General features: G+C 62.6%; 10 protein-coding genes. 2 read left to right on the top strand and 8 right to left on the bottom strand.

What is annotated here, in order from left to right; genetic code table 11:
- Positions 1–10: 10 nt before the first annotated feature.
- From IEW02_RS24430 to IEW02_RS24400, 7 genes are all read right to left on the bottom strand, one after another.
- On the bottom strand, positions 11–2047 hold the full coding sequence (locus tag IEW02_RS24430) for a hypothetical protein (protein WP_188547969.1): 2037 nt from the start codon (positions 2045–2047) through the stop codon (positions 11–13).
- 246 nt (positions 2048–2293) lie between these two features.
- Positions 2294–4450 (bottom strand): beta strand repeat-containing protein, encoded by a 2157-nt coding sequence (locus IEW02_RS24425; protein ID WP_188547967.1) that lies wholly within the window; start codon positions 4448–4450, stop codon positions 2294–2296.
- 233 nt (positions 4451–4683) lie between these two features.
- On the bottom strand, positions 4684–7023 hold the full coding sequence (locus IEW02_RS24420; RefSeq protein WP_188547965.1) for a zinc metalloprotease: 2340 nt from the start codon (positions 7021–7023) through the stop codon (positions 4684–4686).
- 148 nt (positions 7024–7171) lie between these two features.
- Positions 7172–7879: an SGNH/GDSL hydrolase family protein gene (locus tag IEW02_RS24415; RefSeq protein ID WP_188547963.1), complete on the bottom strand. Its 708-nt coding sequence runs from the start codon at positions 7877–7879 to the stop codon at positions 7172–7174.
- 47 nt (positions 7880–7926) lie between these two features.
- Positions 7927–8982: an acyltransferase family protein gene (locus IEW02_RS24410; RefSeq protein WP_268236784.1), complete on the bottom strand. Its 1056-nt coding sequence runs from the start codon at positions 8980–8982 to the stop codon at positions 7927–7929.
- A 177-nt stretch (positions 8983–9159) separates the two neighbouring features.
- A complete protein-coding gene (locus tag IEW02_RS24405) occupies positions 9160–9915 on the bottom strand; it encodes an SGNH/GDSL hydrolase family protein (protein ID WP_188547959.1) in 756 nt (251 codons plus the stop codon).
- 197 nt (positions 9916–10112) lie between these two features.
- Positions 10113–11600 (bottom strand): sugar transferase, encoded by a 1488-nt coding sequence (locus tag IEW02_RS24400; RefSeq protein ID WP_188547957.1) that lies wholly within the window; start codon positions 11598–11600, stop codon positions 10113–10115.
- Positions 11601–11918: 318 nt separating this feature from the next.
- Here IEW02_RS24400 and gmd point away from each other — a divergent pair, with 318 nt between their 5' ends.
- The gene (gene gmd, locus IEW02_RS24395) at positions 11919–12941 is read left to right on the top strand and encodes a GDP-mannose 4,6-dehydratase (protein ID WP_188547955.1); all 1023 of its coding nucleotides are present in this window, start codon (positions 11919–11921) and stop codon (positions 12939–12941) included.
- On the top strand, positions 12938–13906 hold the full coding sequence (locus IEW02_RS24390) for a GDP-L-fucose synthase family protein (RefSeq protein ID WP_188547954.1): 969 nt from the start codon (positions 12938–12940) through the stop codon (positions 13904–13906). Before gmd ends, IEW02_RS24390 begins: the two co-directional genes overlap by 4 nt.
- A gap of 236 nt (positions 13907–14142) precedes the next feature.
- Here the strand turns inward: IEW02_RS24390 and IEW02_RS24385 are convergent, their stop codons facing one another.
- Complete coding sequence (locus IEW02_RS24385) at positions 14143–16086, bottom strand: ribonuclease E domain-containing protein (protein ID WP_188547952.1); 1944 nt, start codon at positions 16084–16086, stop codon at positions 14143–14145.
- Positions 16087–16199 lie beyond the last annotated feature (113 nt).

Genomic DNA, 16199 nt, shown 5'->3' with positions numbered 1-16199 from the left:
CGGCGGCGAACTAGGAGCCCGACGCCTTCTCAGTCGACGTTTCCGTGCTCGGCGACTCGGCCTGCGACGGCTCGACCGACGTCGTCGTCTCGGCCGTCACCTCGGCAACCGCCGCAGTGGTTGTCGGCGACGGGGTTTCGACCGCCGTTGCGGAAGCCTTCGCCGTTGTGGTTGCCGCGGCCACGGCGACCGGAGCCTTCGTGGCGGGAACCGAAGCAACTGACGTCACCGGCGCCGACACGGCCGCAGCTTCGACAACCGGCTCTTCCTCGGCCGGCGCCACCGCTGCCGCAACCGGATCCCCCACCGGCGGGCAATCCCGCGTGATCACCGTGTCGCTGTCCGGCCCCAAATCGGCCGGGCACGGACGAATGAGGTCGCCGTCCCACCCGTCCAGGTCTCGGGTGATCACCGGCGCGTCGAGCTTCTCCGCGGGCGGGGCGAGGTTCTCGGGGGCCACCAGATCCTGGTAGGTAGTGCTGACACCGTTGATGTCGGTGATCACGGTGGTGTTGCCGTCGCTCGTGCACGAGCCGTACAGCGAGGTCACCGAGGTGCGTCCGCCGTAGCAACCGACCGTTCCCGTATCCGACACGTACGCCGTCCCACCGTCGACCGCATAGACGGTGATGACGGTGCCGGGTGTGCCGGCACCGTTGTCGATGTACACGTAGGCGCGGCTCCCCTGACCGGACGCGACCGCCGTAATGGCATCGCCCACAGCAGTATTGGCTGCAACGGACGCATCGCCCCCGTCCACCGCGATCACCGTCACTGCACCACCCGCGGTGCTCGCCGCCTCCACGGTCGCCGTGGAGCCGACGCCGGTGGCAGTGGAGGTGACGACGACATTTCCGTGACCCTGGGCCGAGACCACCGAAGTGCCGTTGGCGATGGCGTTCAGCGTGGCGCCGTCGGTCCCCCACGCCGTCACCTGGCTCCCGCTACCGGTCGCCGAGGTGGTCACCGATGCGCCGCTGTCGGCTCGTGCAGTGGTGTATCCGCCGTCGACCCAGGCGTCGACCGCCCCCGAGTTGGCGCTGGCGTCGAGGCGACCACCGTTCAGGGCATTGGCGTTCACAGTGGCGTTGTTCTGCGAATCGATATGCGCTACAGAGCCGTTGATGCTGTTCGCCGTCACCGAGGAGCTCTCACCGGCGTAGGAGATCAGTTCCGAGCCGTTCTCCGCGTTCACCTGTGCCGACGAGTAGTAGTACACCCGCGATCGCAGGTTCGAACCGTCGGCAGCCCGAACGGCGGAAGTCGAGGAGTTCGAGTTGTTGGAGTCGACATTCGATTCACCCGACGCCTCCAGGGAGGTGTCACCGCCCAGGTTGTAGAGCAACGCGTTCGAACCACCGGTCACGACCGCCGACGAGGTGCCGCTCGAATTCTGGGCGCTCAGTGCCGAATCGTCTAGGACGGTTGCGGTGAGTTGACCACTGTCGCCGACGAGGTTGGCAGTCGACCCACCCGCTACCCACGCGTCGATTCGGCCACCGTTCAGTCCGAAGCTGTCCACGTTCGACCCATCGAGAACCACCACATTCACCGACGACTCGTCCAGGGCCGAACCACTCGCGCTCGATCCCCCGTCCGCATACACGTCGATCGAACCGCCGTAGTTCGCGTTTTCGCGCACCGCCGACGAATTGAGGGACGTCAGACGGACGACCGACGAGTCGGCCGCTCCGCCGTTCAGCTTCGCGTTCCCGCTGGCAGTGCCGGTCGACGACGAGTCGCCCGACGCCTCGAGGTTCGCGAACCCGCCGTCCGACACGGAGAGGACCGCGGTCGAGCCGTCGTAAGCCTGGGCGCCGCCGACGAAGTTCGGATCCGACGGTAGCGAGCCGTCCCAGTAGACGGATGCGCTGGACGTCTCGTCCGACGTGCACACGTACGCGTCGTCGCCCGCGGCCGCGCCGGGCGCGCTGCAGAACAGTGGCGGCGAGGGCAGTGTTGCAGCTACCGACGACATCTGCGAAAAGAACGCTGCCGCAACGACACCGATGATCATGACGGGCATGTACCTGCGCGGACGAATCATTGGCGCAATCCCTCGGGTTCCCTGATCGACGACCCTCGACGCGTACCTGGTGGTCAACGTCCGTGATCGCAAGCTAGCAGGAAAAACCGGACGGTCGCCATGAATCGACCAATTCAATGACATGTGCAGACCGTTTCCAAGATCAAAAAGAACGGTCACAACGGATGCGATTACTGGAAACGACCACGTGTCCAGACAAAGCGATGGCCCCCGAGTCGAACTCGGGGGCCACCGTTCGTCATCGGATCATGAACCGGATGTCGCCGACACCTTCTCTGTCGTCGTCGTCGATTCCGTTGTCGCACTTGACGTCTTGACCGGCGACGACTCGGTCGTGGTCGTCTTGGCCGGAGTCTCGACCACGTGAGTCGTGGTCACCGGAACCGAGGTCTCTGGAGACTCGGTCGCCGGAGCCGAAGTCACCGGAGCGGAAGTCACCGGAGCCTGCGTCGACGGCGTGGAAGAAACCGGTGCTTCGACCACTGGACTCTCGACTACCGAACTTTCTACCGCAGTGGTCGGAGCCGACGAGGTCGGTGCCGACGGAGCCTTGGCTTCCACCTCGGGAGTCGATGTCACAGATGCCGACGGCGCATCGGCAGTCGGAGCTTCCTCGGCCGGCACCGCCGCAGTCAGCGCCGACGACCCGCAATTGGTCCGCGTGATCACGGTGTCGCTGCTCGGGTTCAAATCTTGCGGGCACGGACGGATGTTCTGCCCGACCCACCCGTCCAGATCCCTGTTGATGACCGGTGCATCGAGTCTCTGCGCCGGTGCGGTCAAGTTCTCGGGAGCCTTCAGGCCGGTGTAGGTGGTGCTGACACCGTTGACGTCGGTGATCACGGTGGTATCCCCGTCGCTCGTGCACGAGCCGTACAACGAGGTCACCGAGGTCCGTCCCCCGTAGCAACCGACCGTTCCCGTGTCGGACACGTAGGCCGTTCCACCGTCGAGTGCGTAGACAGTGATCACGGTGCCGGGTGCGCCGGACCCGTTGTCGATGTATACGTAGGCGCGGCTGCCCTGCCCTGACGCGACCGCCGTGATCGCGTCTCCGAGTGCCGTGTTGGCGGCCACCGAGGCGTCGCCGCCGTCGACGGCGAACACCGTCACCGCACCGGCGTTCGCTCCGGTCGACGAGCTAGAGGCGTTGACCGTTGCCACCGAGCCTGCACCGGTGGCGCCGGACTTGACCACGACATTGCCGTGCGCCTGCGCCGATACGGTCGAACTGCCGTTGGCGATGGCGTTCAGCGTGGCGCCGTCGGTCCCCCACGCCGTCACCGCACTGCCGCTGCCGGTCGCCGAGGTGGTCACCGACGCACCGCTGCCGGCTTGCGCAGTGGTGTAACCGCCGTTGACCCAGGCGTTGGTCGAGGCGGAATCCGCATTCGCGTTGAGGCGACCGCCGTTGACCGCGTTGGCGTTGACGCTCGCGTCGTTCTGGGAATCGACATGCACCACGGAGCCGTTCAAGCTGTTCGCGGTGATGGTGGCGTTGGTGGCGCCGTTGGAAATGATCTCGGAATCACCGTCGGCGTTCAGGGTGGCAGTCGCGTTGTCGAAGAGGTCCGAGGCGACGTTCGAGCTGTCGTTGGCCCGAACGGCGGAGGTCGAATTCGTCTGGTCATCGGTGTCGACATTCGAGCCGTTGGTTGCCTGGACAGTCGAGTTACTGTTCGAGGAGTTGTAAATCAACGCATTCGAGCCGTTCGACACCAGCGCGGCGGCAGTGCTCCCGAAGCGGGACTCCACACTGAGGCCGCCGTCGTCGACGACCACCGCGGTGACCTTGCTGGAATCTGCCACGATGTTCGTCGTGGATCCGTTTGCTAACCACGCAGCGACCTGAGACCCGTTGAATGCGAACACATCGGCGTTGGACTTGTCGAGAACAACGGCTCTGACCATCGTGTTCGGCGGGAGTGCGCCGATGCCGTCCGAGGTGTTGATTGCCGCACTCGACCCCCCGCCCGCGTACACGTCGATGGACGTCCCCTGCTCGGCATACGCCCTGACTGCCGACGACTCCGCGACGGCATTCATGGTCGACGAGTAAGTGGCCGCGCCAGTGAGCTTCCCGTCTCCGCTCACCACACCGGTAGCGGAGGAATCGACGCTCGAGGTCAGACTCCCGTACCCGCCGGTCGAGATCGCGAGTGTTGTCGTCGAATTGTTGTCGGCCCGCGCACCCCCTGCAAATTCATCGGTGGCCGGGGTTGTCCCGTCCCAGTACACACTGGCGCGGGACGTGTCGTCGAACGTTGTGCAGTTGAAGTAGTCGAATGCCGGTTCGAGGCCGGGCGAGCTGCAGTACAGCGGCGGCACGGGTGGGACGGCCAGCGTCGCCGCCTGCGACGACATCTGCGAAAAGAACGATGCTGCAACGACACCGACGATCATGACAGGCGTGTACCTGCGCATACGACTCATTGAACTAGCCCCTAGGAATCCCGGTTCGACGACCCCCGACGCGTACCGGTTGGTACAGCGCGCCGCGAACGGTGTGGTCGAAAGTTAGCACGGGAAACCGGGCGGTCGCCTGTTTCGGTCGATCACGTGCCACTTGACGATTGTTTGCAACCAGGTGTCTGCCGGAAGCGGGGCACTCGCTTAGGCACGCCCAGGATCGAGCGCTACGAACCCCAGGGAATGGCGCTGGATCCAGATCCCGGATTCGGGGCCGGGGGGGTCGACTGTCCAGCCACAACGACTTCAATAACGTCTGAACCGAACTTACCGTCGAACGCTCTGATCTCGAAACGATCTTCTTCAATTGTCGGGCCCGAAGAGGTGTAAGTCAGCGAAGAACCGTTGACCGAGACTGTCCCATGCGCTGGCTGAGTTACAACTTCGATGCTGGCTGGACCGCTCCCACCCTGCATCAAATCGTACTGAGCAGTCGCCGACCCCTGCGGCCCGACCGATAACGCAAGCGGCCCCTTGATGCCGGGAAACTGCAAGGTGGGTTCGAAACCGAATTCCCCAGCGAAATCTGCGTAGTAGGTGGGCTCGAGCGCCGCAGTCATTTCGCTGTCAGTGTGCACGTCGCCTTTGTCCTCGCCGTCGACAAGGAAGGCCTCGTTGAAACTCCTGCTATAGAAGTCCGGCACCTCGCCATACTGACCTTGCATCAACGTGAGCTTGCCTTCAGCCTGACCGAGTTGCCAGTCGTAGTTCACATCGGCATAACGTGAATAGTCGATTCGCCCATAGGTACGACTCGAATTTGGTTGCGCGAATCGTACGCCATAGATGCTGTAAGGATACGACATAATGCTTCTGTAGCGGCGGTCGTTATCTGGTGCCGTGGCCATACCATGATGATTGAGACCGAGCTGATGCCCGAACTCATGCATGAGATTCACCGCCTGACTGAACTTCGTTGCTGCCGCGTTGATATCGGGATGGGCACCCCTGAACGCGTTCTCGATACTTGTCCACCCGAAGCCTGCTTTGACGTAAGAATTACCGGTGATAAGGGTGCCGCCATCCCGAGCGAACGAATCCCAATTCAGCATCCATTTGAAAAGCTGCGGTACTCCGTTGCCTCCTGCGAGCTCGCTCTTCGCGAATCCGCTGTAACTGCAGATTCGCTGAAGGTTCTCCCGCCCGAGATCTGAGAAGTCACCGATCACCGAGGCGGGAATGCCTTCGTTGCCACGCTTGACAACGAGGTCGATGCCATCCGTCGACGCCGGGTTTCCTACCGGCGCCTCCGCGAACGCCTTCTTGACGTAGTCAATCGTCTGGTCCGAATACGCGAACCCCGCCTGGGCCTCTACCATCAGTAAGACGGTCTTTCTGCCCGGTAGGGCACCCATCCCCGGTAGATCAACGAACTTGTTCTTCACCCAAACTCCGGCCTGCTCCCACAAATCGGGCAAGCCATCACCGTCGGCGTCAGGCCATTCCCACCAGTTCGAGGCGACGGACTGACCGGTGGGAACGTTGCGTGGGTCATTCTTCGGGTAGATGGTGTAGAAGCGCGAGGATCTTCCCGACTCGGACGTTTCCGCGGTGACCGTAAACCGAGCGCCCGTAACGGGGGCATTCTCTAAGTCGCATAGTAACGCCGCTGACGTCGGTGCGACGTCGAAGTATTGGCACTTCGGGTCGATGTCGGGCGATGAGAAGGTCAGTGAGATCGTCCCTTGCGATACCGATGCCCGAAAGTCCACCTGTTGAGGCGTAGTGATAACCGAGCAATTCGCCGGTAAAGTGGATGTCCACGTGACAAGCGAATTTCCTGAGTTGGGCGAGCACTGTATACCGTTGGTTAGAAAATTTTGAATATTCGCAAGTACCGGAGTCCTGTTCTCGTCTTTCAAGTAATCGATGTCCATCAGTATTGCCAATCGGCCCTTGCCCTGCGACATATCCGACTCGTCCCACACGGCTCCGACCGCAATGGAGCCGTTCGACGCAAAAACGTTCGCTGAATCAATGTTTCCGATGCCAGACAGCCCCCCAGGCGATTGAGGCGTAAAATCGACGAGGGTGTAGGGAGATGTAGTTGCACCACCCTTGGCTTTGGGATTGAAGGTGAACGGTCCGTTGATATCCCCTAGGCCGCCGATGGTCACGTCCTGATCTTTGAGGACCCGCCTGCTGAGACTCTGAGCGCCGCTATTCAGAGGTTCGCAGCATGGCCTTTCGCCGGTGACATAGACGCTACCGCCTGCAGCGATGTAAGCCGCAAGAGCCGAGACCGACCGTGAGTCAAGCTGGTCGTAGGCCGAAATGTGCCACACGGAGCTGTACGCGGACAGATCGTCAGGCAACGATGACTCTTCCTGCACATTGGAACCCAGCGTTCGAAGGGTGTCAGCAGTGTTGGTCCGCTCGTAGCCGTTGTCCGCGGCACCGAAGACCAGCACCTTCTGATCGTCCGATGCTACCGGGGCAGCTTGTCCCTGAGGTGCGGTCGGTAAGGCCGACATCGTGACAGGAAGCAGCACGAACAGGGCTAACACCAATGCAGACCGTCTCAGCATGCGGGCTCCAGAACCTAGTCACATACGTATCGTGCGTAACATTAGCCACAAGCTATCGATGTGTCTGTCGGTCGAATAGTGGACAGGAATGGTTGCCCGAACAGGATGAAGAACGGCCATTGCGCCCTCAACCCCTCGGCACCGCCGCCAACACCGTCCCCGCGATAATCCGGTGCCCCAGGTCGTTCGGGTGAAAATCGTCGGACGGACCAGTGAACCCCGGCACGCCCACCGGCCCACGGTACTGCTCCGGAACATAGACGGCAGCAAGCGAATTAAACACTCCGCCTTCTCGTTCGCAGGACGATTTGATCGAAAGGTCGTAATCGCCGCCGGCAGCACCCCACACGCCGAGGCACACCAATGCTGCATCGGGAGAGGACTCTCGGATCCGGCTCACCAACGACACGTAGGCGGAGCGGAAGTCGGCCACTGGAGTCTTGCCGAAATCGTTGGTGCCGAGTTCGATGACAGCCAGGTCCAACCTGGCCGGAATCTCGGACGATTCGCTGACGGTGATCAGGGTCTGACCCGGAGCTGCATCCTGCTCCGAATCCACCGTCCCGCCCAGGCCGCTCGCGACCAGCACCGGGAATGCATTCTCCGGCGTCGTCGCATTGAACCCTGCGGCCAGGGAGTCGCCGGCAAAGAACACTCGCGGAGGCGTCCCGTCCGTTGGGGGCGTGTACGGCACAACGGCAGCGGCGGCCGGCGAGGTCTGCGGTACCGCCAACGGTGGCGGTTCGCTTTCCGCGCAACCCACTACCAGGACCGCCACCAGGCTGAGCCACGCGAAGCGCGGCGCTCTTCTGCACGAATCTCGTCTGTCGACCATCGAGCGCAATTGTCCCGCGAAACCGGTCGAGACGCGCACCTCCGGCGTCAGCGAGTGGCGAATTTCGTGTCCTTGATTCGATTGAACCGCTGCTCGACGTAGCGAAAGGACAGTGCAGCAAGAACAACGGACAGAACGCCCCCCACAATCAACGCAACCCAGTCGTCGACGTACCTGATCAGGACGTACAGAAGTGGGTAGTGCCAGAGGTAGATGCCGTACGAGCGCTCACCGATCCATGTCATCGTCCTTCTGCCCAGAGCTTTGGTCACGTAGGAGTCCGGCCGCAGAATGCAATGAGCGACCACTGCGGCGGTCACCAGTCCTGCCGCAGTGAACCCGCCGTAGTACTGCCAAGCCCACTCCTGATCCGCGCCGAGCGAAGCCGCGGTCAACAGGCCGACTGCGACGACGGGCACCGCATAACTTCTCGTCCATCGGATCATTGAGGTTCGATCGCTGGCCACGATCAGCGCCAGGAGCACTCCGGCGCCGAGCTCCCCTAGATGTGCAAACGGGCTGTAGTACGCCATCTGATACGAGCCTGCTCGGACGACCAACAGTGTGGGCACGATCGCAGCTACGACGAGGAAACTCGTCACCCAGATCATCGGCCAACGCAGGCGGATCCCGAGGATGAGCAGAGCAGGCCAGACCAGGTAGAACTGCTCCTCGACGGCGAGTGACCAGGTATGGGCGAGCGATCCGCCGAAGTGCGACGTCAGGGAGAGGTAGAAGTCCATCAAGTACGTCGCGGCAGCCGCCGCCTGAAACGGGTTGGCACCCCATCCGACCGCAACGTGCACGATGAGCGCGAACACGACGACGATCATCAAAGCCGGTGTCAGTCTCAGGAAACGTCGTATGTAAAACCCTGTAAGCCAGATCGAACCCCGTCGCACATGCTCCTGCACCAACTGCGCAGTGATCAGGTACCCGGACAGCGCGAAGAAGATGTCGACGCCGAAGTAGCCACCAGGAAAAGTGTCCGGCAATGCGTGATGGAGAAATATCACGATCACTGCCACCGCCCGGAGACCGTCCAGCGCCGAAACCCTGTGCCTCTTGACAGGTTCCGTGGACGGCGTCGCCTCAGTGACCAACGCATCTCCCAATCTGACTGCGCGCAGGAGCAGCTCGACTCACAGGCTTGATAGAAGAATACGGGGCTGAGTAAAACTGTGCACCATTTACGCCATTCAGCTAAACCGCCGGATGGGGGCTTTTCACGGTTCTTTTGGCGTCTGACGAGCGTAGATCACGGCGAAACATATCGCCGGTCAGGCAATGCCGATCTCAGAGAGAATCGCATCCGCTATCCGGCGATGGCCGAGACCATTCGGGTGGAAAAGGTCGCTCACTCCGGCTTCGGTGGTGACACCTGCGGGTCCCCGGTTCGTGTCGTCGACGAACATGGCCGACAAGCGGACGAACGACCCACCCTGATCTCGGCATTGACGATCGATGATGGCGTCGTATCCGTCGACGTCCGTCGGACTGCCCCAGGCGCCGGCGCACACTATCGCCGCGTTAGGCGAAACAGTTCTAATTCGCTGCGTCAGATCCGCATATTGCGATTCGAATTCTGCGAGTGGCGTTTTGAGGCCGACATCGTTGGTACCCAATTCGATCACCGCGAGATCCAGGTCTGCCGGCACCTCCGTGATGCCGGCGACGGTCGTCAAACTTGCGCCGCTGCGTGATGCGCTGAGATTCTCGACGGGGCCGAGAGCGGCGGCCACCAGCGGGGAAAAGCCGTCGGCGACTCTCGGCGCATAGAAGCCGCCGGTGAGCGAGTCTCCGGTGAACAGGGTCCGGGTCGATCGGTCGACGGGTTTGACGAAACGGACGGTCGCCGGATCGGTCGACGAGGGATCGAGTTGCGCGGTGGCACTCGGCTGACTCTGCACGCTGGTGACATCCGATTCCGCGCTGACCGCTGGCCGGGTGCGCGAATAGACGAGAGCCCCGATCAGTGCAACTACAGCGACCGCAACGATTACGGCCATGATCAGTCTTTCTTTCTTCCCGGTCATGCGGTCACCGCCTCGTGCTCGTAATGTGCGCCGGCATAATTGATTCGGGTGACCATGATCAAATAATAACGGTGAGTTGATCTTGACGAAGATTATCGATGCAAAGTTTCCTCCGAGAAATCAGGCTTTGATTCCTGTTTCGCGCTCGATACGCATCCAATCGTTGGCTTGTTACTCGAATTCGGTACGAAACCAAGTCAGTACGCTCCATCGGACTTGATGACCGCGGCGATTGTTCGCCACACGATTACCAAATCCTGCACCGGCGACCAGTTGTCGATGTACAGGTGGTCGAGCCGGATTCGCTCTTCCTCGGTCACGTCGGACCGCCCGGAGACCTGCCACAGACCGGTGACACCCGGCTTGACGAGTGATCGTCGCTGAATGAAGTGGGCGATGTTGCTGCCCTCGCCTTCGACGAGGGGCCGAGGACCGACAATGCTCATGTCCCCGGCGATCACGTTGAACAGCTGCGGCAGTTCGTCGATGCTCGTCCGACGCAGGAAGCGGCCGATCTTGGTGATGCGGGCGTCGTTCGCAGATTTGTAGAACACCGACTCGTTCTGGCCGGCCGCGTCCCGTGCGTCGGAGACGATCGAGTCCGCGTTCACGACCATCGTGCGCAGCTTCCAGATCCGAAAGACTTTGCCGCCGCGCCCGACTCGACGCTGCCGGAAGAACACCGGTCCTCCGTCTTCGAGCTTGATCGCGATGGCCGCGGCCAGCAAGACCGGTGCGGTGACGACCAGGCCGAACGACGCGAGAAAGAAACCGAACACGGACTTCGCGGCTACGTGCGCGCCTTCGAACGACGGTTGTCCGATCTGCAGAATCGGGAGTCCGTCGATCGGCTCGATCCGCATACGAGGCACCGACAGATCTGCAACCCCCGGCGAGACGATGAGGTCGATGTCGTGGTTGTCGAGCTTCCACGCCAGGTTCTTCATTCCCTCGTACCCGAGTTGTTCGGTCGAGGCGACGGCAACTGCGGTGGCCGTGGTGGTGGTGATCGCAAAATCGAGAGACGACAGATCCCCGAAGACTGGAACGATGCGGTCGCCGACGACGAGCGTGTCACCGTCGTAGTTCGGAACGCACGCGCCGATGACTCGATACCCAGCGGACGCGGTCGAGTCGAAGCGGTGGCTGAGTGACCGGACGGACTCCACTGTGCCCACTACGATCATGTCGTTGACGTTCTCGCCGCGGCCACGGCTCTGCGCGAGGCGGCGGCGGAGGAAATGTCGTCCGAGCACCAATCCGATGAGTCCAGTCGGAAAGGACAGCACGAGATACTCGCGAGCGATACCCGCCTGAAGGAACAGCGCCACGATCGCAATCACGCCGACGAGTGCGGCTGTTGCGGTGATGACCCGGCGGTACTCTTCGTAACCGTTTCCTACGATGGCGGTGTCGCGAGTTCGTAGGACGGCCAGGAACAGCGTCCACAGCACGGCCATCGAGATGGACTGACCAGGACCGACCGACGTCTTGCCCCCCATGTCGACCAAGAAGGCGAAACCCGCCGCGGCTGCGACAATCGAGATGTCGAGGATCAAGGCCTGTTTGACGTACGAACGCTGCCACGTCTGACGGGGCGACCTGACCGAACTGCCGACTGCAGGGCTGACGAAGAACCGGTCTGCCTCGGAATCGTCCGGGTCGACGGGATTCGGGCTCGTCATAAGAAGGTCTCCAGGTAATCGGTAATCGGCCAGCGTGTGCCATGGCGTATTCGTGGGACACGCGCGCAAAGATTGCCTCCCGAAAAGAACCCTCACGTCTGACAAGGACGTCGGCCCCGATCGGTGACTCGTTACACCTGCGACGAACCGAGCAGACTGTGCACCCGGAACCGACGGCAGGTATGTTTTCGGCGGCCGGGGCAGACGTCGGATTCGTCACGATCGACGCCGAATGCGGGAGAATCGGTAACATCCCGGTCAGCACCGACCGATCACGATGAGTCGAACCATTACCCAGAATTGAGTGCGGAGCCCCATATGAAGCGTGCGTTGATCACCGGAATCACGGGCCAGGACGGCTCCTACCTCGCGGAGTTGTTGCTGTCCAAGGGCTACGAAGTCCACGGATTGATTCGACGTTCGTCGACGTTCAACACTGCACGGATCGATCACCTGTACGAGGACCCGCACGACGAGGGCGCACGCCTGTTCCTCCATTACGGAGACCTCAGCGACGGCGCCCGCCTGGTGACCTTGATGTCGCAGATTGCACCGGACGAGGTGTACAACCTCGCCGCACAGTCGCATGTGCGCGTGAGCTTCGACGAACCCGAGCACACCGGTGACACCACCGGCGTCGGCTCGATGCGACTGCTCGAGGCCGTGCGTCTCGCAGGACTGCAATGCCGTTTCTACCAGGCATCGAGCTCCGAGATGTTCGGCGCCACCCCGCCGCCCCAGGACGAGAACACCCCGTTCTACCCGCGCTCCCCCTACGGCGCGGCAAAGGTCTACTCCTACTGGGTCACCAAGAACTACCGTGAGGCGTACGGCATCTTCGCCGTCAACGGGATCCTCTTCAACCACGAATCACCCCGTCGCGGTGAGACATTCGTGACCCGCAAGATCACCCGCGCGGTCGCACGCATCCAGGCCGGCCTCGAGAAGAACGTCTACATGGGCAACCTGGACTCCATTCGCGACTGGGGCTATGCACCCGAGTACGTCGAGGGAATGTGGCGCATGCTGCAGGCGGACGAGCCGGACGACTTCGTTCTCGCCACCGGCGGCAACTTCACGGTCAAGGACTTCCTCACCGTCGCCTTCGAGCACGCCGGCCTGAACTGGGAAGAGCACGTCAAGTTCGACGAGCGCTACCTCCGACCCACCGAGGTCGACGCCCTCGTCGGCGACGCGAGCAAGGCAGAACGTGTGCTCGGATGGAAGCCGACCGTGCACACCCCCGAGCTCGCGCGCATCATGGTCGACGCCGATATCGAGGCGCTCAAGCACGAGGGTCGCCACTGGATCGACAAGGTGTCGCTGGCGGGCTGGGAATGACGGAGACGTTCACACCAGCTCCGCTCGACCGCGACGCGGTCACCTATGTCGCCGGGCACCGCGGGCTCGTCGGATCCGCAATCTGGCGTCTGCTGGGTGAGCAGGGCTTCGGCCGACTCGTCGGCAAATCGTCGAAGGAACTCGACCTCAAGGACCGCGACGCCACGTTCGAGTTCTTCGCCGAGACCAAGCCCAAGTACGTGGTCCTGGCCGCAGCAAAGGTCGGCGGCATTCTGGCGAACAACACCTACCCGGTCGACTTCCTGTCCGACAACATGCGCATGCAGGTCAACGCGCTGGACGCGGCTCTGGCGAACGACGTCGAACGCGTGCTGTTCCTCGGATCCTCGTGCATCTACCCGAAGCTGGCCCCGCAACCCATCAAGGAGGAATACCTCCTGACCGGGCATCTCGAGGAAACGAACGACGCCTACGCCATCGCCAAGATCGCCGGCATTCTGCAGATCCAGGCCGTGCGGCGCCAATACGGTCTTCCGTGGATCTCGGCCATGCCCACCAATCTGTACGGACCGGGAGACAACTTCTCACCCGAGGGCTCGCACGTGCTGCCCGCGCTGATACGCCGCTACGACGAAGCTCGCCGCGACGGCCACGACACCGTCACCAACTGGGGCACCGGTTCACCGCGCCGCGAGTTCCTCCACGTGAACGACATGGCCGAGGCGTGCCTGCATCTCCTCGAGCACTACGACGGTCCCGATCAGGTCAACGTCGGCACCGGCGAGGACTCGACGATCAAGGAAATCGCGAACGTGGTTGCCGATGTGGTCGGCTACACGGGCCAGATCGAGTGGGACACAACCAAACCCGATGGCACTCCACAAAAGCTGCTCGATGTCAGCAAGTTGGCCGAGTCGGGGTGGACGGCAGGTATCGGACTGCGTGAGGGCATCACCTCGACGGTCGAGTGGTACCGCGAACACGTCGACTCCATTCGGACCTAGCCCTTACCGGACACGACGAAGCCCGGACGACACCGTGATGTCGTCCGGGCTTCGTCGTTGCGGTCAGCGGGTGTAGCGGCAGGCTGCGCAAGTGCACGGCGCAGCAGTGACCGTGCGGCGATCCACCACGAGGGCCGTCATGACCATCCGAATCAGACTCATCGTCCGATTGTCGCCCGTTATGGACCCCGAAGCAAACCCAACGGCTCTTTAATGCTTCGAAACCATTCTTCGGTTCACTTTCCTGTTGGCGACGGCGTCGCACCCGTCTTGGTGGCCGACGCCACCTTGGTGACCGAGTCGGACTTCGTAGTAGAAGAGTCGGTGACAGCCTTGGTCGACGCTGCGTCCTTGGTCGACGCTGCGTCCTTCGTCGCCGCGGCATCCTTGGTCGACACCGCGTCCTTTGTCGTGGCCATGTCCTTGGTCTTCGACGGGGCCGACACCGATGAGGTGGGAGCAGCCGGCTTCTCCGTCTTGTCGACCGCCGTTGTGTCGGCGGCAGCGGGTGTCTCGACCGCCGGAGCCGACGCGACCTCCGAGACGACCGGCGCTGTCGGACGCGCGGGGACGGGTTCGACGACCGGCTTTTCTGCCTCGGGCTTCGTGACCTTCGCTGTGGTGGACTCGGCCGCCTTCGACTCGTGCTTGGTGGACGGCTCGGACTTCGTCGCGACAGCCGATGTGTCACTGTCCGCCGCCACGGTCGTGGACTGAGCAGCAAGCGTGCGCGCAGCCGACGAACCAGTCGGTGCGGCCGCCCCGGTGATCGGCGGCACGTAGTAGTCGTTCGACACGGGAGCCTGCAAATTCGTCGGAACCTGCGGGTTGTTGAGTGTCTGCTTGGTTCCGTTCGCGTACGTGATGGTCGTGACGGACCCGTTGCTGTCGCAATTGCCGTACGCCGACCGAACCGAGGTGGTGCCGCCGTAGCAACCGAACGTCCCGGTTTCGGTCGATACATAAGCGGTGCCGCCGTTGGTTGCCGTGACCGTCACGACCACCGTTGTGTTGAACGTGTTGTCAACGTAGACATAGGCTTTGCTGTTCGCCCCGCCGGAGATCGCAGTGATGGAATCGCCCGGACGGAGGTTGCCGAACACGGAGGTGGTGCCTCCCAGGTTCGAACCGGCGAACACATTGGCGCGCGGCGCATTCGGGTTGGACGAGACTGCGTAGACCTCCGCGGCGCTGCTGGAGTTGGCGCCGTAGGCAACCGATTGAAGCTGCGCCTGACCGAGAACGAGCCCGTAGGTACGGGTGGGAACAGATGCTCCATCGGAGGACGTGGTGGTCGAGAGCCACGCCCCATCGAAGGCGTATCCGACGGACTGCGCAGTGCGGCCGTTCACCGTCGACGACGCGACCGAATTGTTGTAAGCGTTCGTGACCGCATACCCACCGTTGACGCTGGTGGTCACGTTACCGCCGACAGTCTCGGCCCCCGCGCGCCCACCGCTCTCCGCGCGCGCCTGCACCATACCGCCGGCGTCCGCGGACAGATCGAGAACCGATCCCCCATTCGCGCTGGCCTGCACACGGCCACCACGCTCGGCATCGACCGTCACCTTCGATCCGCCTGTCGCGGAGGCATTCACGTTGCCGAACTGAGTCGCTGTCACGTCGACTTGGGAACCGTTGGAAGCGTCTACGGATACTGTCGAACCCAGTTCGGCTGCAATGTTCACGATGGCTGCGTTCAGGGATTTCGCGTCGACGACGGACCCGGAATTGACAGTCGCCGAGATGCGCGCGGACAAGTCGGCCGCCATCTGCAACTGCGCACCGAACGCAAGGCCGGACACGATCGAACCTCTGTCGGCCGTCACGGTCGACGTCGCACCTGCGAGCGAGGCGAGAGACACGAACGAACGATCGGACGCAGTCACGGTCGCCTTGGCGTTCGTGTTGGAGGTGACCGTTCCCGTGGATCCACCGGACAGCGTCAGGGCGGCCGTGGAGTTGTTGACGGCAGTGACCACTGCGCTGGGGAATTGCGACGCCGGATTGGTTCGGTCCCACGTACCCGTGGCCGTCGACGTCGCATCGCTTCGGCACGCGAAAACAGAGTTGCCGGTCGAGGTTGCGCCCGACCGGGCCGAACACCACGCAGTCGGGGTCGCACCGTTGGACGTGGCCGCCTGCGAGAAGAAGGCAGCCGCGATGATTCCGATGATCATGACAGGTTGATAGCGCCGGGGGCGGTGCATGAATTCTCCCGTTCTGGACCGAGAACCGGCGACAGCACACCCCGACAGTTGCTACCGAATCTCCAATTGCGTTGTGCGAATGC

Source organism: Rhodococcoides trifolii (genome assembly GCF_014635345.1).
Classification (GTDB): domain Bacteria; phylum Actinomycetota; class Actinomycetes; order Mycobacteriales; family Mycobacteriaceae; genus Rhodococcoides; species Rhodococcoides trifolii.
The sequence above is the reverse complement of the archived record's forward strand: the minus strand, read 5'-3'. Positions and strand labels throughout refer to the sequence as shown.